This is a genomic window from Vibrio sp. 2017_1457_13, from assembly GCF_030851525.1.
Lineage (GTDB): Bacteria > Pseudomonadota > Gammaproteobacteria > Enterobacterales > Vibrionaceae > Vibrio > Vibrio metschnikovii.
Map to the genome: position 1 here is coordinate 300281 of NZ_VHTA01000001.1, position 25633 is coordinate 325913.

Annotated in this window: 19 protein-coding genes and 1 pseudogene; 14 read left to right on the forward strand and 6 right to left on the reverse strand. The window is 43.4% G+C overall.

Going from position 1 to position 25633, the window contains the following annotated elements:
- The first annotated feature begins 246 nt into the window (after window positions 1-246).
- The 11 genes from nhaA to nspC all read left to right on the forward strand — a co-directional run bounded on the left by nhaA (window position 247) and on the right by nspC (window position 13847).
- Complete coding sequence (nhaA, locus tag FKN88_RS01445) at window positions 247-1440, forward strand: Na+/H+ antiporter NhaA (protein ID WP_004395375.1); 1194 nt, start codon at window positions 247-249, stop codon at window positions 1438-1440.
- A gap of 491 nt (window positions 1441-1931) precedes the next feature.
- Entirely contained in the window at window positions 1932-4223 is a 2292-nt protein-coding gene (locus tag FKN88_RS01450; protein ID WP_154168322.1) for a putative monovalent cation/H+ antiporter subunit A, read from the forward strand.
- Complete coding sequence (locus tag FKN88_RS01455) at window positions 4220-4651, forward strand: Na+/H+ antiporter subunit B (RefSeq protein WP_040904350.1); 432 nt, start codon at window positions 4220-4222, stop codon at window positions 4649-4651. Before FKN88_RS01450 ends, FKN88_RS01455 begins: the two co-directional genes overlap by 4 nt.
- Before the next feature lie 5 nt (window positions 4652-4656).
- Window positions 4657-5010 carry a Na+/H+ antiporter subunit C gene (locus tag FKN88_RS01460; protein ID WP_154168320.1) on the forward strand — a complete coding sequence of 118 codons (354 nt, stop codon included), beginning with the start codon at window positions 4657-4659 and terminating at the stop codon, window positions 5008-5010.
- The gene (locus tag FKN88_RS01465) at window positions 5007-6503 is read left to right on the forward strand and encodes a Na+/H+ antiporter subunit D (RefSeq protein ID WP_306687136.1); all 1497 of its coding nucleotides are present in this window, start codon (window positions 5007-5009) and stop codon (window positions 6501-6503) included. The genes FKN88_RS01460 and FKN88_RS01465 overlap by 4 nt, the downstream gene beginning before the upstream one ends.
- Window positions 6500-6973 (forward strand): Na+/H+ antiporter subunit E, encoded by a 474-nt coding sequence (locus FKN88_RS01470; protein WP_040904346.1) that lies wholly within the window; start codon window positions 6500-6502, stop codon window positions 6971-6973. Before FKN88_RS01465 ends, FKN88_RS01470 begins: the two co-directional genes overlap by 4 nt.
- 6 nt (window positions 6974-6979) lie before the next feature.
- Entirely contained in the window at window positions 6980-7255 is a 276-nt protein-coding gene (locus tag FKN88_RS01475; RefSeq protein ID WP_040904345.1) for a monovalent cation/H+ antiporter complex subunit F, read from the forward strand.
- Entirely contained in the window at window positions 7248-7658 is a 411-nt protein-coding gene (mnhG, locus tag FKN88_RS01480; protein WP_154168316.1) for a monovalent cation/H(+) antiporter subunit G, read from the forward strand. The genes FKN88_RS01475 and mnhG overlap by 8 nt, the downstream gene beginning before the upstream one ends.
- A gap of 748 nt (window positions 7659-8406) precedes the next feature.
- Entirely contained in the window at window positions 8407-11292 is a 2886-nt protein-coding gene (locus FKN88_RS01485; RefSeq protein ID WP_306687137.1) for a pyridoxal phosphate-dependent class III aminotransferase, read from the forward strand.
- A gap of 14 nt (window positions 11293-11306) precedes the next feature.
- Window positions 11307-12551, forward strand: a complete 1245-nt coding sequence (locus tag FKN88_RS01490; RefSeq protein WP_004395366.1) for a carboxynorspermidine synthase — start codon at window positions 11307-11309, stop codon at window positions 12549-12551.
- A 165-nt stretch (window positions 12552-12716) separates the two neighbouring features.
- The gene (nspC, locus tag FKN88_RS01495) at window positions 12717-13847 is read left to right on the forward strand and encodes a carboxynorspermidine decarboxylase (protein ID WP_306687138.1); all 1131 of its coding nucleotides are present in this window, start codon (window positions 12717-12719) and stop codon (window positions 13845-13847) included.
- 76 nt (window positions 13848-13923) lie between these two features.
- Here nspC and FKN88_RS01500 read toward each other — a convergent pair whose 3' ends face one another.
- Both FKN88_RS01500 and FKN88_RS01505 read right to left on the reverse strand, forming a co-directional pair.
- Window positions 13924-14436, reverse strand: coding sequence for a glycine cleavage system protein R (locus tag FKN88_RS01500; RefSeq protein ID WP_004395364.1), 513 nt, complete (start codon window positions 14434-14436; stop codon window positions 13924-13926).
- Window positions 14437-14614: 178 nt separating this feature from the next.
- Window positions 14615-15511 carry a DUF3943 domain-containing protein gene (locus FKN88_RS01505; protein ID WP_306687139.1) on the reverse strand — a complete coding sequence of 299 codons (897 nt, stop codon included), beginning with the start codon at window positions 15509-15511 and terminating at the stop codon, window positions 14615-14617.
- A 286-nt stretch (window positions 15512-15797) separates the two neighbouring features.
- Between FKN88_RS01505 and FKN88_RS01510 the strand changes: the two genes are divergently transcribed.
- Both FKN88_RS01510 and FKN88_RS01515 read left to right on the forward strand, forming a co-directional pair.
- Window positions 15798-17048 carry a CinA family nicotinamide mononucleotide deamidase-related protein gene (locus tag FKN88_RS01510; RefSeq protein ID WP_306687140.1) on the forward strand — a complete coding sequence of 417 codons (1251 nt, stop codon included), beginning with the start codon at window positions 15798-15800 and terminating at the stop codon, window positions 17046-17048.
- Window positions 17049-17240: 192 nt separating this feature from the next.
- Complete coding sequence (locus FKN88_RS01515) at window positions 17241-17507, forward strand: hypothetical protein (RefSeq protein WP_040904342.1); 267 nt, start codon at window positions 17241-17243, stop codon at window positions 17505-17507.
- Window positions 17508-17533: 26 nt separating this feature from the next.
- Here FKN88_RS01515 and yfaE read toward each other — a convergent pair whose 3' ends face one another.
- The 4 genes from yfaE to ubiG all read right to left on the reverse strand — a co-directional run bounded on the left by yfaE (window position 17534) and on the right by ubiG (window position 22512).
- Window positions 17534-17812, reverse strand: coding sequence for a class I ribonucleotide reductase maintenance protein YfaE (gene yfaE, locus FKN88_RS01520; protein WP_004395361.1), 279 nt, complete (start codon window positions 17810-17812; stop codon window positions 17534-17536).
- A complete protein-coding gene (nrdB, locus tag FKN88_RS01525; RefSeq protein WP_004395360.1) occupies window positions 17812-18945 on the reverse strand; it encodes a class Ia ribonucleoside-diphosphate reductase subunit beta in 1134 nt (377 codons plus the stop codon). Before nrdB ends, yfaE begins: the two co-directional genes overlap by 1 nt.
- 76 nt (window positions 18946-19021) lie before the next feature.
- Window positions 19022-21304: a class 1a ribonucleoside-diphosphate reductase subunit alpha gene (nrdA, locus tag FKN88_RS01530; protein ID WP_158138393.1), complete on the reverse strand. Its 2283-nt coding sequence runs from the start codon at window positions 21302-21304 to the stop codon at window positions 19022-19024.
- A gap of 500 nt (window positions 21305-21804) precedes the next feature.
- Window positions 21805-22512, reverse strand: coding sequence for a bifunctional 2-polyprenyl-6-hydroxyphenol methylase/3-demethylubiquinol 3-O-methyltransferase UbiG (ubiG, locus tag FKN88_RS01535; protein WP_306687141.1), 708 nt, complete (start codon window positions 22510-22512; stop codon window positions 21805-21807).
- 350 nt (window positions 22513-22862) lie between these two features.
- On the opposite strand from ubiG, the pseudogene gyrA reads away from it, so the two are divergent.
- A pseudogene (gyrA, locus tag FKN88_RS01540) lies at window positions 22863-25419 on the forward strand (DNA topoisomerase (ATP-hydrolyzing) subunit A); the annotation flags it as partial.
- Window positions 25420-25633: the final 214 nt, after the last annotated feature.

Sequence of the window (25633 nt, forward strand, 5' to 3'; positions counted from 1 at the left end):
TTTTGATGTGATTTTTGAGTGAACATATTTTATTACATTATTTTTGTCTATTTTAACGACGGAAATTACGTTTGTTTTGTCTTTATAGATCGGATTTTCCGATGTTTAGTTTCATTAGAAGCGATTTTTAAACCGAGCAGCGAGTGAGTAGACTCAATCTCATCTTCTTGTACCGGATTTATTGTGTTTAGTGTCGTTAGGTACATTTCATCGTTGATTCTTATCATCACAAAGGACGATATCCCCATGATACGCATGATTCGTAGTTTCTTTAAAACAGAAGCCGCGGGTGGAGTGTTATTAGTTATGGCTGCTATTGCGGCTATGTTGATTGCCAATTCACCTGTTAATGAGCTTTATCAGCATGCTCTGCATGCTTATGTCTTCGGTATGTCTCTCTCTCATTGGGTCAATGATGGGCTGATGGCGATTTTCTTTTTATTAATTGGCCTAGAAGTAAAACGCGAATTAATCGAAGGATCGCTAAAATCAAAAGAGCAGGCTTTATTCCCAGCCATTGCTGCTTTAGGGGGAATGTTAGCGCCAGCATTGGTTTACACTTGGTTTAATTCAGCGGATCCTACGGCAAGCCAGGGATGGGCGATTCCTGCGGCCACCGATATTGCTTTTGCTTTGGGGATTATGGCGTTACTGGGTAATCGAGTGCCTGTGAGTTTGAAGGCTTTTCTATTAGCGTTGGCGATTATTGATGACCTTGGCGTGATTATTATTATTGCCCTATTTTATACCAGTGAGCTATCGAGTTTTGCGTTAGCAATGGGTTTACTGACGGCCGGTGGTTTATACTTACTTAATCGTTACAAGGTCACGTCGTTAGTGCCATACTTGATACTTGGCGCAATATTATGGTTTGCTGTCCTACAGTCAGGTATTCATGCCACCCTTGCTGGCGTGATGATCGGTTTTGCGATTCCTTTGAAAGGTAAACAGGCAACCTCTCCATCGCCATTAAAGCGCTTAGAGCATTGGTTACATCCATGGTCAACGTTTGCCATTCTGCCGCTGTTTGCTTTTGTGAATGCGGGGATCTCGTTAGAAGGGATCTCGTTAGCAGGATTAACATCAACGTTACCTGTTGGTGTCGCGTTAGGGCTTTTTGTCGGTAAACCGCTTGGCATCTTTACCTTTAGCTGGATTTCCGTCAAATTAGGGATGACAAAGTTACCAGAAGGTATTGATACTCGGCATATTTTTGCTGTCTCGGTGTTATGTGGTATCGGCTTTACGATGTCGATCTTTATCTCTTCGTTAGCGTTCGGTCATGCTCATCTTATTTTGGATAACTATGCCCGTTTAGGTATCTTGATTGGGTCAACCGCTGCGGCGCTGGCGGGCTATATTATGCTACGTGCTACGCTACCGAAAAAAGTATTGCTTGATGAGCCTATTTTAGTGAAAGAGATCAAAGCGAAGTTCTAATCACTCAAGGCTTCGCTAATCGAGTCAGCGGATTAAACATAGTGTGATTGGATAGTGGCTTAATGTTTCAAGAGATTGCTATCCTATGGTATTAGAGCCTTAGTTAAGGAGATACTAGGCCTTATTGACTGTTCGAGCCGTATACATGGGTGATAACAGTAACGTAAATTCTGGTTGGTGCTGAACAACGATACATGTGCCTATCTTTATCTTGTGTTAATGTGTCATGGTTTATAGAAAAATCCCTTGACAGGTCAATATACTCTCAGAAAGCATAAAACTTTGTTTTTATGCTTTCTTGTTTTAGGAAGAGTAAGCTACTCTTCATGTAAGTTGTTTATATTAAAGTATTAACCTTTTAGGATAATACGTAACACGGTTCGCATTCGCCGTTCAGCTTTATTTTTAGTGTGGTTGTCATTTAATCACTTGCATTAGGGAAACGAACCCTTGTTGTCTACGACAGGATTTCGACGTTTGGAGGTCATTAGATGCTATTAGCATTAATGTCAGGTTTTATTGTTGCTTTTTTTGTACCTTGGCTGTATCGCCAATTAGGTGAGCGTGCAGTATGGTGGGTTGCTTTGCTTCCTGCCTTGCTGTTTGTGTATTTCTTAGGCTTTGTTCCGCAGGTGACGGCTGGGCATAGCTTATTATTCTATTACGATTGGATTCCGTCATTAGGCATTTCGCTTGATATTCGTCTTGATGGCTTAAGCCTATTGTTTGCATTATTGATCACTGGGATCGGTACATTAGTTGTCGTGTATGCAGGAAGTTACCTATCAGGCCACGTCGATCAGCGTAAGCTAGTGATGTATCTTTGTGCATTTATGGGCGCCATGCTTGGTGTCGTGTTAGCGAACAACATTATGGCGATGTTTGTTTTCTGGGAACTGACCAGTATTACTTCATATATGCTGATTGGTTTTCATCATGAGCAAGAAAAGTCGCGTAAATCAGCCTTGCAGGGGCTGTTTGTTACGGTCGGTGGTGGCCTTGCTTTAATGGCGGGAGTCATATTACTCGGTCAGATTGCCGGTACCTACCAGTTGGATCAAATTGTCCGTCAAGGAGCAGAAATCCAGCAACATAGCCTATTTTTACCAATGATGTTACTGGTATTGGCGGGAGCATTTACTAAATCGGCTCAGGTTCCATTTCATTTTTGGCTACCAAACGCAATGGCAGCACCAACGCCAGTTAGCTCATTCCTACATTCCGCTACGATGGTGAAAGCTGGTATCTATTTAATGGCTCGCTTACAACCAGTCATGGCAGGAGACAGTACGTGGACGATGCTGCTCGTTGGCGTCGGTGCATTGACGATGTTGGTAGGCTCGGTAATGGCGGTGACGAGTACCGATCTAAAACGTATTTTAGCTTATACCACGGTTGCTTCTTTAGGCACCTTAACCTTATTAATCGGGATTGGTACGGAAGCGGCGTTAATTGCCGCCATGGTGTTTTTATTGGCCCATGCACTGTACAAGGGGGCTTTGTTTATGGCCGCCGGTACGGTGGACCATGAGACAGGAACCAAAGACATTCGTCAGTTGAGTGGTTTACGGCGCAGCATGCCACAGACGGCGATTTTTATGTCACTAGCGGCATTAGCTCTAGCAGGTATTCCACCGGTTTTCGGTTTTATTGCTAAAGAAGCGATGTTAGAAGGGCTGTTAACCAGTCCATGGCAAAGTGCATTACTGTTTGTTGGCGTAGTCTCTTCCATCTGCTTAGCGGCTTGTGCCGGACTGGTTGCGATTAAGCCGTTTTGGGGAGAGGTGATCACAACGCCGAAAGAAGCCCATGAAGCTCCTTTTGCTATGCGGATTGGTTTTTCACTCCTCGCAAGTTTAGGGCTAATCTTTGGTTTGATTCCATCCTTGGTTTCACCACTCATTACTGCTGCGGCTTCATCCATTTCTGGGTATAAGGTTGATCCTATCGCTTTATCTTTATGGCATGGATTTAATTTACCTTTACTGCTCAGTGCCGTCGCATTAGCAGGGGGCTATTTACTCTTTAAACGCTGGGGCCGTTTAGCGCCTAAAGCTATTTTGGCTAAGCCTTTACTTAACTATGGTCCAGAAAAAGGTTACGACCTCTTTATGCAAGGGTTAGTGATTTTTTCTAAATGGTTAACAGGTCGTGTACAAAATGGTTATCTTTCCAATTACATTTTAACCATCTTTATTACCACCATTGTATTGGTTGGCTACACCATTGCCACGCGCGTTGGTTGGTATGGTACGCTGGATTTTTCTGGCGTTGAGGTTTACGAGATTCTGATCTCGGGCATCATTATTGCGGTAGTGAGTTATGCCTGTATCACCTCGCAGCGTTTGGGTGCGGTTGCAGCGATCGGCGCACTAGGCTTTAGTATGGCGTTGATTTATGTCTTCTTTAGTGCCCCTGATTTGGCGATTACCCAGATACTGATTGAAACGCTAACGGTGATCATGTTGGTCTTTGTATTGTTTAAATTGCCGCGTTTTCAACGCTTATCAAGTTCAGACGTTCGTTGGCGTGATGCTTTTGTCGCCATTGTGTTTGGTGGCATGATGACATTGCTGGTGATGACCGTGACTCAATTTGCCGAACCCGATAGGATCAGTGATTACTTAATTGAAAATAGTTATGTGATAGCAAAAGGACGCAATATTGTTAACGTAATACTGGTTGATTATCGTGCGTTAGATACCTTGGGTGAACTATTTGTTCTTGCTTTGGCCGCCATTGGAGTCACGGCGATGATCAAGTTGGAGAAAAATAAACCATGAAAACAGATAGTGCGTTAATTCTACAAGTCGCGGCACGATTTCTATTACCAATGTTGTTGCTGTTTTCGATTTTCTTATTGCTGCGTGGACATAATGAACCGGGGGGCGGCTTTATTGCTGGTCTTGTTGCCTCCAGTGCTTTTGCCTTGCATCTGTTTGCTTTCACACCAGTCCAGACCCGACGTCTGATTGGTGTCGATAGTTCACAACTGATGGGTGTTGGATTAATGATTGCCATGTTTAGTGGTGTGATCGGTGTGATTCTGTCAGGCAGTGAATTTTTGACCAGTGTGTGGTGGACGGTTTATCTACCTGGCGTCGGTGAACTGAAATTGAGTACACCATTATTATTTGATATCGGGGTTTATCTGGTCGTTATTGGTATGGTAACGACGTTATTGCTGACCCTTGCTGAAGTGGAGGATTAAGTAACATGACCACTTTATTTGCTTTCGTGATTGGCGGATTGTATGCCGCCGCTCTATTTATGATGTTACGTCGCAGTATTGTTAAGCTTGTTATTGGTTTAATGATCTTATCCAATGCGGCTAATTTACTGATCTTCACCGGAGGCGGGCTAGTGAGAGGTGCTCCGCCGTTGATCCCGGTAGGAATGACCGTACCGTTTGCTGAGATTGCTGATCCACTCCCACAAGCTTTGATATTAACGGCGATTGTGATCAGCTTTGGCGTACTGGCTTTTGCCGTAGTACTGATACATCGCGCCTATAAAGTCATTGGTGCGGATGACATGAACAAAATGAAGACGACAGATACTCAATTATGATGTTATTAATGCCTATTCTTATTCCTATGTTTGCAGCGGCATTATCGATGGTCATTTGGCGTCATCGAAAGCTGCAACGTTGGGCCAGTGTACTTTCCAACTCCACACTATTGATTGCTACGTTGATTTTATTCCACAACGTGTATTTAAATGGAATTCAAGTTACTCACTTGGGGGGATGGCAAGCGCCGTTTGGTATCTCCATGGTCGCCGATTTACTGGCGGTGACGTTAGTTACGTCTTCTGCTTTTGTTGCGTTATGTGTTTCCATCTATGCATTGGCAACCATGAGCGAAGAACACGAAGCGTTTGGTTTTTATCCATTATTGCATCTGATGCTGGCTGGGGTGATCGGTGCTTTCTTAACCGGCGATATCTTTAACCTCTACGTTTGGTTTGAGATCATGCTGGTTGCGTCATTTGGTCTATTGATCCTTGGCGGTGAACGAGCCCAAATGGAAGGGGCATTAAAGTATGTGACCCTAAACTTATTATCATCGGCGTTATTTTTATCAGCAATTGGCTTGTTATACGCTTATGCTGGCACATTAAATATGGCTGATTTAGCGCAAAAGCTAGCGGCATCCGACAACCCACAAATTGTTACGTTAATCTCGCTGCTCTTTTTGGTGGCGTTCGGGATTAAAGCAGCAGCGTTCCCGCTGTTTTTCTGGCTACCAGCATCTTATCACACACCACCAGTAGCGATTTCTGCGATTTTTGCTGGCCTATTAACTAAAGTTGGCGTCTATTCGTTGTATCGCGTGTTTAGTTTGATTTTTATCTCCGATGTGGCATTTACTCACCAAACTATTTTGTTATGGATGGGGATCTTCTCCATGGTGGTGGGTGTGTTAGGGGCTGCGGCTCAATTTGAGGTTCGACGTATCCTCGCTTTCCACAGTGTCAGTCAGATTGGTTATATGCTGTTAGGCTTAGCGTTGTTCACACCGTTAGCTATTGCTGGTGGTATTTTGTACGTCGTACACCACATGATTGTGAAAACTAATTTATTTTTGATCAGCGGCGTGATGTATCGTCGTCACGGTAGCTACCAACTGGATAAGTTAGGTGGGTTATACCGTAGTGCGCCTTTATTAGCGTTCTTGTTTGCGATCAGTGCTGCATCGTTAGCTGGGCTTCCGCCATTCTCTGGTTTTATTGCTAAATATGTGGTCATAACCGGAGGGATTGGTATTAGCCATTGGATTGCCGTTGGTTCTGCGTTAGCGGTTGGCCTTCTAACACTTTATTCAATGATTAAAATTTGGGCAGAGGCTTTTTGGAAGAAATTACCTGATGATGCGCAAACGAATTCACCGATGAGTGATAGTGAACGTTTCTGTATGTACGTTCCAATCATCCTTATGGTGTTAATGAGTGTTACCATCGGTTTATGTGCAGAGTGGTTTATTCAGCTGATGAATGCTACCGCTGAGCAGGTGATGAATCCACAAGTTTATATTGATGCGGTACTTGGAGGTCAGTCATGAAAGCCTTTGGATGGAATATGTTGCTTGCCTTGGTATGGCTCATCTTATCGGGTACCTATACCATCTCTAACTTATTTGCTGGCATGCTGATGAGTTACGTGATTTTGGCTTATTTGCTACGAGATAGCCCAACGTTTAAAGCCTATTTTAAAAAATTACCGAAAGTGATCAGTTTTGGACTGTTTTTCATTTGGGATTTAATTAAGGCTAATGGGCGAGTGGCTTATGATGTATTAACGCCGACGCATTTAATGAAACCAGCCGTGATTGCGATTCCTCTCGATTTACGAGACGAAGGGGCGATCACTATGTTTGCGACATTAATTACCGTCACACCGGGATCTTTGGCATTGGATGTGGCCACCGATAGAAGCGTGTTGTATGTCCATTTAATGTACTTTGAGAATGAAGCTCGTCAGATTGAAGAGTTCAAGCGTCTTGAAGCTCGTGTGATTGATTTACTGGGGTAACAGACTATGTTGAATATTGTTTATACCCTTTGCTTTGCCATGTTAGCAATTAGCTTGGTTTTGGCAACGGTACGTTTATTAAAAGGTCCATCTTTACCTGATAGGGTGGTGGCCTTAGAGTTAATGGCCTCTTTAACCGTTGGCTTAGTCGTACTCTACAGCATTCGCTACCAACAACCTTATTTTATTGATGTGGCGATTGTGTTGGCCTTAACGTCATTTATGGCAGCGGTCGGTTTTTCCCGTTATTTAGAAAAACGAGGACACAGAGACGATGACTGATTTAATTATTGCGATACTCATTCTTACCGGCTCATTTTTAATGTTGCTAGCAGGCATTGGTATTAACCGTATGCCAGATTTATTAACTCGCATGCATGCAACAACCAAAGCTGGGGCATTGGGTGTTGGCTTGATGGTGGTGGCGTTTGCTGTGGTTAACTGGGGAGACATGGCCTTTGTGGTACGAGCTCTCGCTGTAGTGGTATTTGTTATCTTGACGGCACCGATTGCTGCTCATGTTTTAGCTCGCGCTAGTTATTTTGTTGGCGTACCACAGTGGGATGGTGTCGTGAAGGACGTGATTAAAGAGCGTTATGATCTAGAAACGCATGAATTGGCCAGCCGTCATTTACCCGTCAAAGAAGCCGAGCCCGCGGGTAAAGAGAACGACAACAAAAACTAGGGTTAATCAACGCTAGTTACTCTTTTATTACGTTTAATCATCAACCTCTAGCGCATGGATCATGCGCTAGAGGTTTTTTACCACTTATTGCTCAATAGTCGGATTATTTGGCTGAATGATATACCCTTCCTACTTAAAGCTGCAGCGGTGTTGGCTACGTTCGTTCACCCCAATCACATCGTTTGCCTATGCTCATGGGGATTATGAGAGCCATCCGTGGCTCTCACCAAAGGCCAGCCTACGGCTGTTCAAATTTGTTCCAGACAAATTTGTCATTCACTTGCCGCCTACCTGCAACTTCAAGTCGTTTGGGGATAGAATAAAAATCATTGCGAACGCGGTCAATTTTATGTTAACGTCCGCCTCAATCTCGGACTGCGTTTTCTGGGGGATACGCGTGGTGAACATTCAAGCTGATTGCGGCACCACGTAGGGTAGGTATCAGCAAACCTTTTGCTGATAGACGGGATACTCTTGCTGTGGAAACAGCATGTGAATGGGAAACCCAACATTGAACTCACTTAACTTACACACATTAATAATCAGCTTTGTGCTTCCTCTATGCCCTGTTTATCAAGACAGCAGCATAACCGAACCTTGATTCTCTGTTTTAGTGATTTGCCATTTACGCTAATGGTCCGTATTCCGAAGGTGTCTTACGACAGCATCGGAAATTTTGCTATTTGTCATTTTTCCTCGCATGACGACGAACAATGGACAGAATTTTAACCATTTCAAGGTGACGAAGATGAGTACAGCCTTTGAAGTCGATAACACTATCGCAACCTGTTTTTCCAACCAAGTACCAATACTAGATGGTCTTTATGATCTAACGCCTGATCAAGTTTTGCTTGATCAAGCTGAACACGAATCCGCGGTACGTTCTTACCCACGTCGTTTACCGATTGCGATTAAACAGGCTTTTGGCTGTTTAGTGGAAGATACCCGTGGACAGCTTTTCCTCGATTGTTTAGCTGGCGCAGGAACGCTTGCGTTAGGCTATAACCATCCTGAAATCAATCAAGCGTTGAAAGACCAGCTCGATTCTGGCTTGCCTTATCAAACCTTGGATATAGCAACTACGGCAAAAACCCATTTTATTAAAACAGTGAAAGGATTTTTACCGACAGAACTTGCTGAACAGTGTGTCATTCAGTTTTGTGGTCCTTCTGGTGCGGATGCCGTCGAAGCCGCGATTAAATTAGCCAAGCAAACGACTGGTCGTAATACCATGTTTGCGTTTCGTGGCGCTTACCACGGCATGACCAATGGGACGATGGGTATGATGGGCAACCTAAATACCAAGGCACGTCGTACCGGTTTAATGTCCGATGTGCATTTTATGCCCTTCCCATACAGCCTGCGTTGTCCGTTTGGACTCGGCGGTGATGAGGGAGCCAAAGCCAGCATTCGTTATATAGAGCGCTTATTGCATGATGACGAAGCCGGTATCATGAAACCCGCTGCCATTATTGTCGAGCCCGTGCAAGGTGAAGGTGGCGTTATCCCTGCGCCAGCATTTTGGTTACGTGAATTGCGCCGTATCTGTGATGAACATGGCATTTTACTGATTTTCGATGAGATTCAGTGTGGGGTTGGTAAATCCGGTTATCACTTTGCGTTTGAAGAGTCAGGAATCATCCCTGATGTACTTTGCTTATCAAAAGCGATTGGCGGTGGTTTACCGATGTCGATTTTGGTGATCAATAAACAGCACGATACATGGCGTCCAGGCGAACATACGGGGACTTTCCGCGGTAACCAATTAGCGATGATCTCTGGAGCTAAAGCACTAGAAATTATTGTTCGCGATAATTTGGTTGAGCACGCCAATATTGCGGGACAATACTTACGCATGGGCTTAGAAAACATTCAACGCCGTGTGAATTGTATTGCCGAGGTTCGTGGTAAAGGTCTGATGCTTGGCTTAGAAATTCAAGATCCAAGTGGTGAGCTTAATCAATTTGGTGAGCCTAAATCGGCACCGCAATTAACGCTGGCGATTCAACGCGCCGCATTAGAGCGCGGACTAATTGTTGAGAAAGGCGGACGTGATGGTTCGGTGATCCGCTTCTTACCACCATTGATCATCTCTTTCGAGCAAATTGATTTTGCATTACGTGTGTTAGAAGAAGCCATTCTTGCGGCTGGCGGAGGCTTGAAAGAACCTGAAGCCGCGAATGAACAGTGGAAAAAGCATTTTATCCATACTGGGCATTTAGGCAGCCAAGCGTTCGCTCAAGTAATGAATCACACTACGGCTGCAATGAAAGCAGTATTTGAGCAAGTTAATGCACCTTATTCGGGGTTAGAGCCAAAGATCCTCGAAAATGCGATTAACGCCGTTGATCTGGATAATAAAAATGCGTCTTTGCACGATGTGATTTCAGATACTGCTGAACTGATTGCTAAAAATTCAATCATTGTTCAGCATCCAGATTGTATTGCTCATTTACATACTCCACCATTGATGCCATCGGTAGTGGCTGAGGCGATCATCGCTTCACTCAATCAATCCATGGATTCTTGGGATCAATCTTCTGCGGCAACGTTTGTTGAGCAGAAAGTGGTCGATTGGATGTGTGACAAATACCACTTAGGTTCACAAGCGGACGGTATTTTTACCAGTGGTGGCACGCAAAGTAACCAAATGGGCTTGATGTTAGCTCGTGATTGGATTGCCGATAAATTAAGTGGTCATTCGATTCAAAAACTTGGTTTGCCTGACTATGCCGATAAGCTGCGGATTGTTTGCTCGAAAAAATCACACTTTACGGTACAAAAATCCGCCTCTTGGATGGGCTTAGGTGAAAAAGCCATTCTTGCTGTGGACGCACTGCCAAATGGCACGATGGATGTCACTCAGCTAGACGCTGTGATTCACCAAGCGAAAGCGGAGGGGTTAATACCTTTTGCGATTGTGGGTACGGCAGGGACAACCGATCACGGTGCCATTGATGACTTAGTGGCGATTGCCGATGCCGCTCAGCAACATGATCTATGGATGCACGTCGATAGTGCTTATGGCGGCGCGCTGATTTTGAGCAGCCATAAACAGCGTTTAAATGGTATCGAACGCGCTCACTCTATTAGTGTCGATTTCCATAAGTTGTTTTTCCAAACCATCAGTTGCGGTGCGTTACTACTGAAAGATAAGCATAACTTTAAATACCTGCTTCATCATGCGGATTATTTAAACCGTGAACACGATACGTTACCAAACTTGGTCGATAAATCGATTGCGACGACCAAACGCTTTGATGCGTTAAAAGTGTTTATGACTATGCAAAACGTGGGACCACAACAAATGGGTGCCATGTATGATCACTTGCTTGAGCAAACTCAACAAGTGGCGCAGCTAGTTCGCCAGCATGACGCTTTTGAACTGTTAGCTGAACCTTGTTTATCTACCGTGTTGTTCCGCGCGGTAAACACACAAGCGTCTGATTTAGATGAGCTGAACAAAACCGTTCGTCTGCAGGCCTTGGTACGCGGTGTCGCTGTACTTGGCGAAACCATAGTGGATGGCAAAACAGCTTTGAAATTCACAATCTTGAACCCATGCTTAAAGATTTCAGATTTTGAATCTTTACTGGCTAAAATTGAAACTCTAGCGGTTGAGCTAGCGAAATAAAGGTAACGGATACTATGTCAATTCTACAGATTGGTGCGGGCGGTGTTGGTTGGGTAGTTGCTCACAAAGCAGCGCAAAACAATGACGTACTGGGTGATATTACCATTGCTTCTCGTTCTATCGGGAAGTGTGAGAAGATCATTGAATCCATTAAAGGTAAAAATAACCTTAAAGATTCGACTAAGAAGCTAGAAGCTCGCGCAGTGGATGCCGATGATGTTGCTGCACTTGTTGCGTTGATTAATGAGGTGAAGCCTGATCTAGTGATCAATGCTGGTCCTCCTTGGGTTAACGTCACAATTATGGAAGCTTGCTACCAAGCAAAAGTCTCTTATCTAGATACGTCAGTGGCTGTTGACTTATGCACAGAAGGGCAGCAAGTACCAGAAGCTTACGATCCGCAATGGGCATTTCGTGATAAGTTTAAACAAGCAGGTATTACTGGTATTTTGAGTGCGGGTTTCGATCCAGGTGTGGTGAGTGTATTTGCCGCTTATGCGGTCAAACATTTATTTGATGAAATTGATACCATCGACGTGTTAGATATTAACGCGGGCGATCATGGTAAAAAATTCGCCACCAACTTTGATCCAGAAACTAACTTACTGGAAATTCAGGGCGACTCTTTCTATTGGGAAGAGGGACAGTGGAAAAGCGTTCCTTGCCATACCCGTATGCTGGAGTTTGATTTCCCTAATTGCGGTAACTTTAAAGTCTATTCAATGTCTCATGACGAGATTCGTTCGCTACAGGAATTTATTCCAGCTAAACGGATTGAATTCTGGATGGGCTTTGGCGATCGCTACCTGAATTACTTTAATGTGATGAAAGATATTGGTTTACTGAATCCAGAGCCATTAACTCTGCATGACGGAACGGTAGTGAAACCATTGCAAGTGTTAAAAGCCATGTTACCCGATCCAACGTCACTTGCTCCGGGTTATACCGGATTGACCTGTATTGGTACTTGGGTTCAAGGTAGAAAAGACGGCAAAGAACGCAGTGTCTTTATCTATAATAACGCTGATCACCAAGTGGCTTATAAGGATGTTGAGCACCAAGCAATTGCTTACACGACGGGTGTACCTGCGATTACTGCTGCGCTACAGTTTTTCCGTGGTGAGTGGGCTGAAGCTGGAGTATTCAATATGGAGCAGTTGAATCCCGATCCGTTCTTAGAAACCATGCCATCGATTGGTTTGGACTGGGATGTGATTGAACTTGAGCCAGGACAGCCTGATATTAAAATTCTCAAGTAATGATCGCTGAGGGCATCCTAGAACTGATTGCTTGGATATTGATTCTAGAGATGTGAAATAAATACCGCGTGTTTAAAACAGCAGCTACTGAGTAGCGGCTGTTTTTTCCTTTTTAGGATATTTCCAGTAACGAAAGTCACTGGATATGAATAGGAATAAAATCAGATGCAAAAGAGTGAATTAAACACCCCTTACTTCATGATCGATGAAGCGAAGTTGATCGCTAATTTGGAAATCGCTAAGCGTTTAAAAGAACGTTCAGGGGTTAAATTAGTGCTAGCATTGAAATGTTTCTCGACTTGGGGCGTGTTTGACATCATTAAGCCTTACCTTGATGGCACGACCAGCTCGGGCCCGTTTGAAGTCAAGCTAGGTTATGAGAAGTTTGGCGGTGAAACTCACGCTTACAGTGTTGGTTACAGTGAGCAGGATGTTAAAGAGGTTGCTGATATTTGCGACAAAATGATCTTTAACTCTCAATCTCAGTTGGCGGCTTATCGCCACTTGGTGGAAGGTAAGGCATCACTAGGTTTACGTTTAAATCCGGGAGTGAGTTATGCGGGGCAAGATTTAGCTAACCCTGCTCGTAAATTTTCTCGTCTCGGAGTACAGTTTGATAAGTTAGATACCAGCGTTTTCGACTCTATCAATGGTGTCATGTTCCACATGAACTGTGAGAACAAGGATGTGGACGCATTTATTGCGCTGCTTGATGCCATTTCTGAAAAGTTTGGTGCTTATCTCGATAAACTTGACTGGGTAAGCTTAGGTGGCGGTGTCTTCTTTACTTGGCCGGGATACGATGTAGATAAACTCGCCGATGCGCTGAAAGCTTTTGCTGATAAGCACAAGGTTCAGTTGTATCTTGAACCGGGTGAAGCGATCATCACTCAAACCACAGATTTAGTCGTGACCGTTGTTGATATTGTAGATAACGAAATGCAAACCGCGATTGTTGATTCGGCGACAGAAGCGCATCGTCTTGATACTTTGATTTATCGTGAACCAGCATCGGTACTTGAAGCCAATGAACAGGGTGAACATGAGTATGTGATTGGTTCTTGCTCTTGTCTTGCTGGTGATCAGTTCTGTGTTGCCAAGTTTGCTGAGCCATTACAGATCGGACAAAAGCTGCATATCATGGACAGCGCCGGTTATACCATGGTGAAGCTAAACTGGTTTAATGGCCTAAAAATGCCATCGGTGTATTGCGAGCGCCGTGATGGACAAATCATTAAATTAAATGAATTTGGTTATCAAGACTTTAAACGTTCTTTGTCTCAGTGGTCGATTTAACTTTTGTCTGCTTAGCACTGCATAGCAATTAGGGAGGCGTTTGCCTCCCTTTGTTATTTTATTGGACCCATTTTATTTAAGATTCCAACATCACTCGGGTATCTTCACTGAGTGCTTCCAGCTCTTTAATGACATCTTCAATCCGGATTTCTGCTGGTAAACGAATGGCCATCGTTGAACTAAATAGGCTCGAGCTTACGCCACCACCGGTTGCTAAAAACACTCGTTGACAATCCATATCAAGAATATTGATCCCTTGCCCATCAAGTAAATGGGTGATTTCATTAACAATCCCAAACCGATCATTGGCATCTAAGCGGACGTGATAAATCTGCTCTTCTTGGTTTGTTTGTGCTTCACAATCAATAATTTGTACCAGCAATTCGGAGTGAGATTGAAAGGCGGATTTCACTATGTCCGCGTTGTTTTGCGGTACTTCAATTTTAATCACCGCGGCCACTTGATTGTCGATGAAGTTGACTTTGCTGATTAGCCATTTGCCCTCATTTTCATGAGTGATCGCCGCCAATTGTTTGATCGTTGCGGCAGTGGCTGTGCCAACAAAGTTTACAATAAAAGTACTATTCATAATGACCTCCTAGCATAGCCTGAACGCTTATTATCAGTGTAGGCGGTTATGATGAATAAAAATTGAGGTAGGTCAATGTTTGCGAAAAGGATACCGATCAAGGTCTGATAATTCTATTTTTCGCACAAAAGTCATTGAATAAGGTGACCTTTAGCGAAAAGGCCACCTTGAGAATCCGTTAAAAAGAAATTTTAAAATCAATACCATAGAACTGACTATCGTATTTTGCACCGGAATCGAGGGCAAATTTAGCCGCATTGCTATCACCAAACCAAGGTGTACTTTGGAATGTCACTTCAGCACTACCACCCCAAGCATCACTGACCCAACTATGAATGTGTCCAACAGGATTCAACAGAAAGAGGCTGACGCTGCCTAGACGTTGAGAACCAAATACTTCACCACCCTTGGCGACAATGTCTTGCTCTTTCTCAAACATCAGTTCCCCGACTACCGCGCCAAAGAAAGGGGTAATAAAGAGATCTTGCCAAGAGGGGACTTCAGCAAACGCTTCTACACCATACTCCCAGAAGAAACTCGACATCGTGGCCGAATAAAGAAAAGACTCAAATTCATTAAAGCCAGCATGTCTTGCCGCGGTGTAGTACACCCCGCCAAAATATGGATGCATAATATAGTTCAGAAAATGCTCATCGCGATCCCACGTTGGTCCAGAAGTGACATTATCTTTCCATTTTCGGCCTAAGCCACTTAGGTTGCGGTCCTCTTCATCCCATTTTGTGATCGATTCAGGGAGCAGAGTCATCAATCCTACCGTCGCAACACTGAGTCCTAATATGGTGTATGTTTGACCTCTTAAATAAGCCCAGTCCCGAGTATCTGAAATGGTTAAATAACGCGGTAGTGATGAATCTTCGATCTTTAGTGTTGGTTGTTGCTTTAATGGTGTAACAAAAGTGAGTTGAGAAGGAACTACGGCTTCTGGCTGATGACAAACGACTTGTAGACAGTCGACATTATAAGATAACTCTATATGTTGGGGCATTTGATAGTACGCCGCATTGGCATAAGAAGTGCAAGATAATAGCAATGCAAGACTATATTTTTTAGGCACAAAACGCTCCAATCATTAAATAAATCGTTGTTGATGGGGTCAAGCGGTTGAGTTTTTAGCTCGCTCAACATGCTCAGTAGTATAAAGGGTTAATTATCCATGAAAATGCTCATGATGAAAATGATCAATAGGCTTATTCATTGAACGACTTACCGCTTGCGGTCATTTTCAATGTTCAAGTATAGCGTTGGTTCGGATTTAAGCATTCAACCAAGTATATCTAATGCCATCGGTTGGTTATACTGATGGCTATAATGAGAAACGAGTACTCAAATAAGGTCAAACTATGCTCAAGATAGCAATGTTAAGTACTGGAGAAGAGGTATTGCATGGTGACATCGTCGATACCAATGCGGCTTGGTTATCACAGCTATTTTTTGAAAATGGCTTTAGTCTCACCAAACGTTCTACGGTAGGTGATAGTCAATCTGCCTTGGTCGAAGAGTTGTTAATGCTCAGCTTCAATAATCAGGTCGTCATTGTGAATGGTGGATTAGGCCCGACCAGCGATGATCTCAGTACAGCGGCTGCGGCTCAAGCCGCTGATCAACGTTTAGTCGTCTTTCCTGAATGGGTTGAAGTATTACAACGTTTTTTTGCTCAGCGCCAAAAAACCATGCCAGACAGTAATCTTAAACAAGCGATGTTACCAGAGAAAGCCACCCTGATTGATAACCCTATTGGTACCGCATGTGGATTTAAATTGTCTATCAATGATTGCTGGTTTTATTTTACGCCAGGGGTGCCAAGCGAGTTTAAGTTGATGGTTCAGCAACAGATTTTGCCAGATCTAAAACAGCAGTTTCCGCAACAAGTCGGTTTTGAATGCAGTAAATTGTATACGTTTGGTAGCTCGGAATCCGGGCTTTCCGATAAGCTTGATAAGTTACAGCTTCCACAAGGTTATCAACTTGGTTATCGCTCGTATTTGCCTTTTATCGAAATTAAACTTTTTGGCCCGGCTAATGATTTAGCGACACGAGTACGGGTATTACAGCTGATTCATTCGCATATTGAAGCTTATGTGGTGAGTGTCGATGAACCTATGCTGACTCATATTGGGCATTTATTGCGAGATAAAGGGCTATCGTTGTCGATAGCTGAGCAGGCGACGAAGGGATGGCTTTCCTATTGGTTACTCAGTGATGAGCAAATTGCTCGCTTAAGTGGTCATAGTTGGATATTGAGTCATGGTGCTGAAGCCGGACTGAGTGAACAAGAGCCTCTTGCTGCGGTATTTGCGTTGGCAGGAGCGACAAAAGAGAAGTGTGCCACATATCTGGCGTTAGTCAGTGGCCCACTGCAAGACGATACTTTTTGTGTGGCTTTATCGACTCCTCATGGCGAATGGGCCCAACAATTGAAATTTAATCGTACTTATTCTGCAGACGATCAAAAACAGCTGATCGCAACCATTGCGGGGGATATGCTACGTCGTTATTTGTCGGCGAAGCCGATATTCGCTCACTATAGCAGTGTAACGAGCCTTAAAGAGATGCATTTACCAGCTAGCATGCTCAATAAACAACCATCTTGACCTGATAAGATGGTGATTTACCAACTTATTACCAGAGACGTTTTAGATAAGCCGCAGTATGCCTAATCAGTCTAAATAGTAACCGTTTGATTTGCTGAAGCTTGCCCTTTTAGCTGAAAAAATGATCGATCCAGCGAGTGAATTTATCTGTAGACTAACAACTCGCTCGATTCATTTCGGCAGGAGGCTGGTATGTTCCATCAATCTAAAATTCTTGTTTGGTATAAAGTCGCAAGTCAAAAAGTTATCTTAGGTGAGGCGTTAATTCATCAACATCAAGATGTGGTTTCACTTTGGCTGCATACCCCAATAGAAGAACCGAATAGAGAGGATTGCTCACCAAATCAATACGGTTATCAATTGTCTCTATTTGATGATGGGGGAAGGGAGATTGCGCAAAAATCGGTATCAGGAAGTACGGTCGATAGACTGTTATTTGGTATTAAAGCCAGCGCATAGTGCTGGCTTTAGATAAACACGAGAAATTAAGCGCGCTTGGCTTTTGGGCGATAATTCACCCCAACCAGCTCAAGTGCGCTTTTTGCTTTGCAGATACAGGGTAGAATTTCATTACCTTGCGTATAAGCCATCGCAAAACCAACATATTCCACTTCACCGGAAACAAGGGTGCAGCGGCACGCGCCACAGTGCCCGTCTCGGCAATTATATTCTGGCTCTAACCTCGCTTGTTCCATGCTTTCTAACAGCGTATTAGAGGAATTAGACTCAATGGTTACGGTATTGTTGATTTTGACACTGGCCATTACAGTTGGAAATCCTCAAAATCATCAGCATTGACTTCATTATCAATTTGACCGACTAAGTACGAACTTATCTCCGCTTCTTGTGGGGCAACTTGAACATTATCAGAAGATAACCACGCATTAATCCAAGGGATCGGATTACTGGTTGCTTTTGGATAAGCTGGCTCTAGGCCGACGGCTTGCATGCGGATGTTAGTAATGTATTCAACGTATTGGCATAAGATGTCGCGGTTTAGACCAATCATCGATCCATCTTTAAATAAATACGCTGCCCACTCTTTTTCTTGTTCAGCTGCTTCTTTGAACAAATCAAAACATTGCTGCTTACATTCTTCAGCGATTTGCAAGAAGGTGAAATCATCCAATCCGTTACGAAGCAGATTAATCATATGCTGTGTACCGGTCAGGTGTAATGCCTCATCACGAGCAATCAATTTAATGATTTTCGCATTCCCTTCCATCAGTTCACGTTCGGCAAACGCAAACGAACAGGCAAAACTAACGTAAAAACGAATCGCCTCTAGCGCATTAACCGACATCAAGCAGAGATAAAGCTTCTTCTTTAACTCAGTCAAGCTAACATTAATCGTTTCATCATTAAGCTGGTGTTTCCCTTCACCAAAACGATGATAATCATTCGTCGCTTGGATTAAGTCATCGTAGTAATGGGCGATGTCTTTTGCACGCTTAAGGATATGCTCATTTTCAACAATATCATCAAATACAACCGCAGGATCATTGATGATATTACGAATAATATGCGTGTAAGAGCGAGAGTGAATCGTTTCAGAGAATGACCACGTTTCAATCCACGTTTCAAGCTCAGGTAATGAGACTAAAGGAAGTAGCGCAACGTTCGGGCTGCGTCCTTGAATAGAATCGAGCAGAGTTTGATATTTTAAATTAGAGATAAAAATATGCTTTTCATGATCAGGTAATTTACCATAGTCGATTCGGTCGCTCGATACATCGACTTCTTCTGGTCGCCAGAAAAAGCTTAATTGTTTTTCGATCAGTTTTTCGAAAATTTCATATTTTTGCTGGTCATAACGAGCAACGTTGACTGGTTGACCAAGAAACATAGGTTCTTTCAGTTGGTCATTTTTTTTCTGAGTAAAAGTGCTGTAAGCCATAGTGGTTTCATCCGTTTAGCCCCTTACTCTGCAAGGGGCATACAAATTATCAGTGAATAACATTCAAAAAAGTTGCTTAGATCTTACATCCGCCGCCAGCGCAGTCATCATCTTGTGCTTGCACAGCATCTTTTTGATCATCTTTAGCGCCATCACGCGTGTTATGATAGTAAAGCGTTTTTACGCCATACTTATACGCAGTGAGCAGATCTTGGAGCAGTTTTTTCATCGGAACTTTACCAGAATCGTACTGGCTTGGATCATAATTGGTGTTCGCTGAAATCGCTTGATCAACGAACTTCTGCATAATACCGACTAAATGCAGGTAACCATCATTAGAGCCAATATTCCATAACAACTCGTAATTCTCTTTAAGCTTGATGAACTCAGGAACGACTTGCTTAAGAATGCCATCTTTAGACGCTTTGACCGATACATAGCCACGTGGTGGTTCAATACCATTGGTCGCATTAGAAATTTGCGATGACGTTTCAGACGGCATTAAAGCAGTCAACGTTGAGTTACGTAAACCAAACTCCATGATCTCAGTACGTAAGCTATCCCAATCGTAATGCAATGGTTCATCACATAATGCATCAAGATCTTTTTTGTACGTGTCGATCGGTAGCAGGCCTTTAGCGTAGTTAGTCTCGTTAAATGCAGGGCAACGGCCTTGCTCCTTCGCTAATAACACCGAGGCTTTGAGCAGATAATATTGCATCGCTTCAAAGGTACGATGCGTTAATCCGTTCGCGCTGCCATCGGAATATTTCACACCGTGTTTTGCCAAGTAGTAAGCGTAGTTGATAACACCTACGCCTAACGTACGGCGGTTCATGGTTGACTTACGAGCCGCTGGAAGAGGGTAATCCTGATAATCGAGTAGAGCATCTAATGCACGCACCACCAATTCAGCTAACTCTTCGAAATCATCGAGTTTTTCTATTGCACCTAAGTTAAAGGCAGACAGAGTACAGAGTGCAATCTCACCGCTATCGTCTTCGACATTCGTCAGTGGTTTGGTAGGTAGAGCAATCTCTAAACACAGATTCGATTGACGTACTGGTGCGACGCTAGCATCAAATGGACTGTGAGTATTACAGTGGTCCACGTTTTGAATGTAGATCCGACCTGTTGAGGCACGCTCTTGCATTAACAGCGAGAAGATCTCTAACGCTTTGACGGTACGTTTTTTTATACTAGGGTCATTTTCATAGTTAACGTACAGACGTTCAAATTCATCTTGATCTTGGAAGAAAGCGTCATATAAGCCAGGGACATCAGACGGTGAAAAGAGGGTAATATTGCCGCCTTCCACTAAGCGTCTGTACATCAGTTTATTGAGCTGAACGCCATAGTCCATATGACGAACACGGTTTTCCTCGACACCACGGTTATTTTTCAAAACCAATAAGGATTCTGCTTCACCGTGCCACAAAGGATAGAATACCGTTGCTGCACCGCCACGAACGCCACCTTGTGAGCAGCATTTCACCGCCGTTTGGAAATACTTGTAAAATGGAATACAACCCGTATGGAATGCTTCACCGCCACGAATTTCAGAGCCTAATGCGCGAATGCGTCCAGCATTAATACCGATCCCTGCACGTTGTGAGACGTAACGGACAATCGAGCTTGCCGTTGCATTAATCGAGTCTAAGCTATCACCACATTCAATCAACACGCATGAGCTGAACTGACGCGTAGGGGTGCGCACACCCGACATAATCGGTGTTGGGAGTGATATTTTAAAGGTCGACGTCGCATCGTAAAAACGTTTAACAAAATCAAGACGTGTTGCTTTGGGATACTTGGCGAATAAACAAGCGGCCACTAACAGATACAAAAATTGTGCACTTTCGTAAATTTGTCCAGTGACTCGGTTCTGTACGAAGTATTTGCCTTCCAGCTGTTTGACGGCGGCGTAAGAAAAATCTAAATCGCGTCGATGATCAATAAACGTATCCATCATCGCAAATTCTTCGGCGCTATAATCTTCAAGTAAGTGACTATCATACTTACCTTTTGCGACCATTGCAGAAACGTGATCATAGAGTGCGGGTGGCTCATATTGACCATAGGCTTTTTTGCGTAGATGGAATACCGCGAGCCTTGCTGCAAGATATTGGTAATCTGGTGTCTCTTCAGAAATCAAATCAGCGGAAGACTTGATGATCGTTTCATGGATATCAGAGGTGGTGATCCCGTCATAAAACTGGATGTGAGCGCGCAGTTCTACTTGTGAAACGGAGACGTTATCCAGACCTTCAGCGGCCCATTCGATTACGCGATGAATTTTATCTAAATCGATATTTTCTTTGCGGCCATCACGCTTGGTGACAGTAAGTTGTTGGTTCATTCTGCTTTATTTCCCTAACAAAACTGATAAAAGCCATGTTTTGGTGTAATTATTGTAAATCAAACGTTGGCTTTGTGATAAAAATCGCCCTACAGCCAGTGGTGAGAAACACTATATATAGGGGTGTATCAGTGTTCGGGTTACAAGATAGTGCTATCTGGTCATGAATGCAAGTTACAGAACTTGCACATATTGTGGATAACCTGAGAAATAAAAAAATTCAGTTAGTAGCTACTTACCGACAATCAAAGGGTAGATTTAATGGTAAAAAATCTGCCTTTGCAGATTGCTTTTTTACTAACCAAGCTTAAAAAAAAATGACTTGATCTTTCAGTAATTTTTTCAGTAAAGATTGAGACCCGAGTCAAAGGTTTACTAAGGTCTTGTCAAGCACCAATTGACACGATAAATGTGCTGGTCATGATGCCCAAGACCCGTTGTTCGTTCTACTTATGGTTGCCAATGCTCTTTGCTATCGATGAGCAAAGAGAGCGGTTATTTTAGAGCACTCGGGTATGAATGATGTAATTCACATCCACATTCTTTCCCAAACGGTAACGATCAGTAAGGGGACTGTAATGCAAACCAGTGATGCCTTGTTCTTGTAACGCAGTTTGATCAATCATACGTAACAGCTCAGAAGGGCGAATGAACTTGCTGTGGTCATGGGTTCCTTTCGGCACAATCTTGAGCAGTTGCTCAGCACCGACAATCGCAAATAGATAAGATTTAATATTGCGGTTTAAGGTAGAAAAAAACACATGGCCGCCGGGTTTCACCAAACGAGCACAGGCTTTGACCACGGAGAGAGGATCGGGTACGTGTTCGAGCATTTCCATACAGGTGACCACATCATAATGATGCGGATATTGCTGGGCGTGATCTTCGACGGTACTTTGTAGATAAGTCAGCGTTGTGCCTGTTTCAAGCGCGTGTAAGCGAGCCACTTCCAATGGTTCTTTGCCCATATCAAGGCCAGTCACGATTGCGCCTTCTCGAGCCATACTTTCGGCTAAGATCCCCCCGCCACAGCCAACATCCAGTACGGTTTTCTCAAATAAACCATTAGCATTATCCAGCACGTAATTAAGACGTAGCGGATTAATTTGATGCAATGGTTTAAATTCGCCGTTTAAATCCCACCAACGTGATGCCATATCGGCAAATTTTTGAATTTCATTTGGATCGACATTTTGTGCTTTGGTCATACTTCTGATTGCCTATGTTTTCCACACGAATAAGCGCTCATTATAACCCGCTGAGCAATACACACCAGCCGTTATCTTTAACCCAAAGAGAGTTGATGGAAAAGTAACCATTTATCAGTTAGATATAAGACGAATGTGTGATTTCTCGGCAGTTGATACTTAACCACGGTCACAACCTGATAAAAGGGCAGGGAAAGTGATGCCGAAGTGGGTCAACTTGTGTTATATTTTTCAACCTTATAAGTATCAATATTATTCGGCCAACAAAACAGTTAAACCAAGGCTCGTTGTCGAGCAAAACTGAGTGTGGTTTGAATAATCCGATCAAACTATAGAGGGATAATGGCTCTATGAGCGATCTAGCTAAAGAGATCACACCCGTAAACATTGAAGATGAGCTACGAAGTTCATACTTAGACTATGCGATGTCAGTCATCGTTGGTCGTGCTCTTCCAGATGTGCGTGATGGTCTAAAACCAGTGCATCGTCGCGTGTTGTTCGCGATGAGTGTCTTGGGTAACGATTGGAATAAACCCTACAAAAAATCGGCTCGTGTAGTAGGGGACGTCATTGGTAAATATCACCCACATGGTGATAGTGCGGTTTACGATACAATTGTACGTATGGCGCAACCTTTTTCTCTGCGTTATATGTTGGTCGATGGCCAAGGTAACTTTGGTTCGATTGACGGTGACTCAGCGGCAGCGATGCGATATACCGAAGTTCGGATGTCGAAAATTGCTCACGAGCTTTTGGCCGATTTAGATAAAGAAACGGTTGATTTTGTACCTAACTATGATGGTACAGAGCAAATTCCTGCTGTCATGCCGACAAAAATTCCTAACTTATTGGTGAATGGTGCGTCTGGTATTGCGGTTGGTATGGCAACCAATATCCCGCCTCATAACTTGACTGAAGTGATCAATGGCTGTTTGGCTTACATTAGTAATGAAGATATTACTATTGATGAGCTGATGGAGTATATCCCAGGTCCCGATTTCCCAACTGCTGCACTGATCAGTGGTCGTAAGGGCATTGTTGACGCCTATAAAACCGGGCGCGGCAAAGTCTACATGCGTTCAAAAGCGGAAATTGAAACCGAGAAAAATGGCAAAGAGACGATCATCGTTAGTGAAATTCCTTATCAAGTGAATAAAGCGCGCTTGATTGAGAAAATTGCCGATTTAGTAAAAGAGAAAAAAGTCGAAGGGATTAGCGCATTACGTGATGAGTCTGATAAAGACGGTATGCGTATCGTAATTGAGTGTCGTCGCGATGCCGTGGCGGAAGTGGTATTAAATAATCTTTATGCCAATACTCAATTGCAAACGACGTTCGGCATTAACATGGTGGCACTTGATAATGGTCAACCAAAACTGTTCAACTTAAAAGAGATGTTGAAGTGTTTTGTTAACCATCGCCGTGAAGTGGTTACTCGCCGCACCATTTTTGAACTACGTAAAGCGCGTGAAAGAGCCCATATTCTTGAAGGTTTATCACTCGCGTTGGCCAATATCGATGAGATCATCGATCTGATTCGTAAAGCCCCGACACCGGCTGAAGCAAAAATGGGTCTTGTTTCTCGTGGTTGGGATTTAGGCCATGTTGCCGCTATGCTTGAGCGTGCTGGTACTGATGCCGCGCGTCCGGAGTGGTTAGAGCCGCAATACGGCATTCGTGATGGTCAATATTTCTTAACTGAGCAACAAGCTCAGGCGATTCTTGACTTGCGTTTACACCGTTTAACAGGTCTAGAACACGGCAAAATTCTTGATGAGTACAAAGCGTTATTGGATGAAATTGCCGAGCTAATCCATATTTTGTCGAATACAGAACGCTTGATGGAAGTGATCCGTGAAGAGTTAGAAATGGCTCGTGATAATTTTGGTGATGCACGTCGTACCGAAATTACTGCCGCTAGCCACGATATCGATATGGAAGAGCTGATTGCTCGTGAAGATGTTGTCGTTACTTTGTCACATGAAGGCTATGTTAAGTATCAGGTATTGACCGATTACGAAGCGCAGCGTCGTGGTGGTAAAGGTAAGAGTGCGACACGAATGAAAGATGAAGATTATATTGAGCGTTTATTAGTAGCCAATACGCACGACAATATCTTATGTTTCTCAACTCGTGGTAAGACCTACCGTCTGAAAGTGTATCAATTACCATTGGCTAGTCGCACTGCACGTGGTAAGCCGATTGTTAACTTACTGCCACTTGAAGAAAACGAGCGTATCACCGCTATTTTACCAGTAACGGAATTCAGTGAAGATAAATTTATCTTTATGGCAACCGGTGATGGTACGGTTAAGAAGACCTCACTTGATCAATTCTCTAATGTTCGCGCTAATGGTTTGATCGCTGTTAACTTACGTGATGATGATTCGTTGATCGGGGTTGAAATTACCGACGGTGAAAGCGATATCATGTTGTTCTCAAAATCAGGCAAGGTGGTTCGTTTTAACGAAAAACCGATTGTTGATGATGAAGGTAATGTGAAAGGTGGGGTTCGCCCAATGGGACGTACTGCATCTGGTGTTCGTGGTATGAAGCTGGTTGAAGGCGATCAAGTCGTATCTTTAATTGTGCCAAAAACCGATGGTGACATCTTAACCGTGACTGAAAATGGTTACGGTAAACGAACTCAGCTTTCTGAATACCCAGCGAAGAGCCGTGCGACACAGGGCGTTGTGTCAATCAAAGTTTCAGAACGTAATGGTAAAGTTGTCGGAGCGGTGCAAGCCGATGAAGGCGATGAATTCATGATGATTACCAATGCAGCAACTTTGGTTCGCACTCGTGTTTCTGAAGTGAGTCAGGTAGGGCGTAATACCCAAGGTGTCACGCTTATCCGTACTTCAGAAGGTGAGAAAGTGGTTGGCCTGCAACGTATTGAAGAGCTTGATGAGGCAGATTTGCCACAAGATGATGATGTTTCTTCTGAAGATCAGTCATCGGTGGAGTCAACGTCAACGGTGATCGACACTGATTCAACGGATGTAAATACGGATCCTACTGAATAAGTTGTCATATTCACACCGCTTTAATAAATAAGCAGTGGTGAATATTACGAATAAAAGACCGAGATTAAATACTCGGTCTTTTTTATGGTTAAAAG

What these genes read in the sequence shown, in the direction of transcription:
- nhaA (WP_004395375.1), top strand. Translation starts at nt 247, where the DNA reads ATGATACGCATGATTCGTAGTTTCTTTAAAACAGAAGCCGCGGGTGGA.
- FKN88_RS01490 (WP_004395366.1), top strand. Translation starts at nt 11,307, where the DNA reads ATGTCAATTCTACAGATTGGTGCGGGCGGTGTTGGTTGGGTAGTTGCT.
- FKN88_RS01450 (WP_154168322.1), top strand. Translation starts at nt 1,932, where the DNA reads ATGCTATTAGCATTAATGTCAGGTTTTATTGTTGCTTTTTTTGTACCT.
- FKN88_RS01485 (WP_306687137.1), top strand. Translation starts at nt 8,407, where the DNA reads ATGAGTACAGCCTTTGAAGTCGATAACACTATCGCAACCTGTTTTTCC.
- FKN88_RS01475 (WP_040904345.1), top strand. Translation starts at nt 6,980, where the DNA reads ATGTTGAATATTGTTTATACCCTTTGCTTTGCCATGTTAGCAATTAGC.
- mnhG (WP_154168316.1), top strand. Translation starts at nt 7,248, where the DNA reads ATGACTGATTTAATTATTGCGATACTCATTCTTACCGGCTCATTTTTA.
- FKN88_RS01500 (WP_004395364.1), bottom strand. Translation starts at nt 14,436, where the DNA reads ATGAATAGTACTTTTATTGTAAACTTTGTTGGCACAGCCACTGCCGCA.
- FKN88_RS01510 (WP_306687140.1), top strand. Translation starts at nt 15,798, where the DNA reads ATGCTCAAGATAGCAATGTTAAGTACTGGAGAAGAGGTATTGCATGGT.
- nrdA (WP_158138393.1), bottom strand. Translation starts at nt 21,304, where the DNA reads ATGAACCAACAACTTACTGTCACCAAGCGTGATGGCCGCAAAGAAAAT.
- nspC (WP_306687138.1), top strand. Translation starts at nt 12,717, where the DNA reads ATGCAAAAGAGTGAATTAAACACCCCTTACTTCATGATCGATGAAGCG.
- FKN88_RS01470 (WP_040904346.1), top strand. Translation starts at nt 6,500, where the DNA reads ATGAAAGCCTTTGGATGGAATATGTTGCTTGCCTTGGTATGGCTCATC.
- nrdB (WP_004395360.1), bottom strand. Translation starts at nt 18,945, where the DNA reads ATGGCTTACAGCACTTTTACTCAGAAAAAAAATGACCAACTGAAAGAA.
- yfaE (WP_004395361.1), bottom strand. Translation starts at nt 17,812, where the DNA reads ATGGCCAGTGTCAAAATCAACAATACCGTAACCATTGAGTCTAATTCC.
- FKN88_RS01455 (WP_040904350.1), top strand. Translation starts at nt 4,220, where the DNA reads ATGAAAACAGATAGTGCGTTAATTCTACAAGTCGCGGCACGATTTCTA.
- FKN88_RS01460 (WP_154168320.1), top strand. Translation starts at nt 4,657, where the DNA reads ATGACCACTTTATTTGCTTTCGTGATTGGCGGATTGTATGCCGCCGCT.
- ubiG (WP_306687141.1), bottom strand. Translation starts at nt 22,512, where the DNA reads ATGACCAAAGCACAAAATGTCGATCCAAATGAAATTCAAAAATTTGCC.
- FKN88_RS01465 (WP_306687136.1), top strand. Translation starts at nt 5,007, where the DNA reads ATGATGTTATTAATGCCTATTCTTATTCCTATGTTTGCAGCGGCATTA.
- FKN88_RS01515 (WP_040904342.1), top strand. Translation starts at nt 17,241, where the DNA reads ATGTTCCATCAATCTAAAATTCTTGTTTGGTATAAAGTCGCAAGTCAA.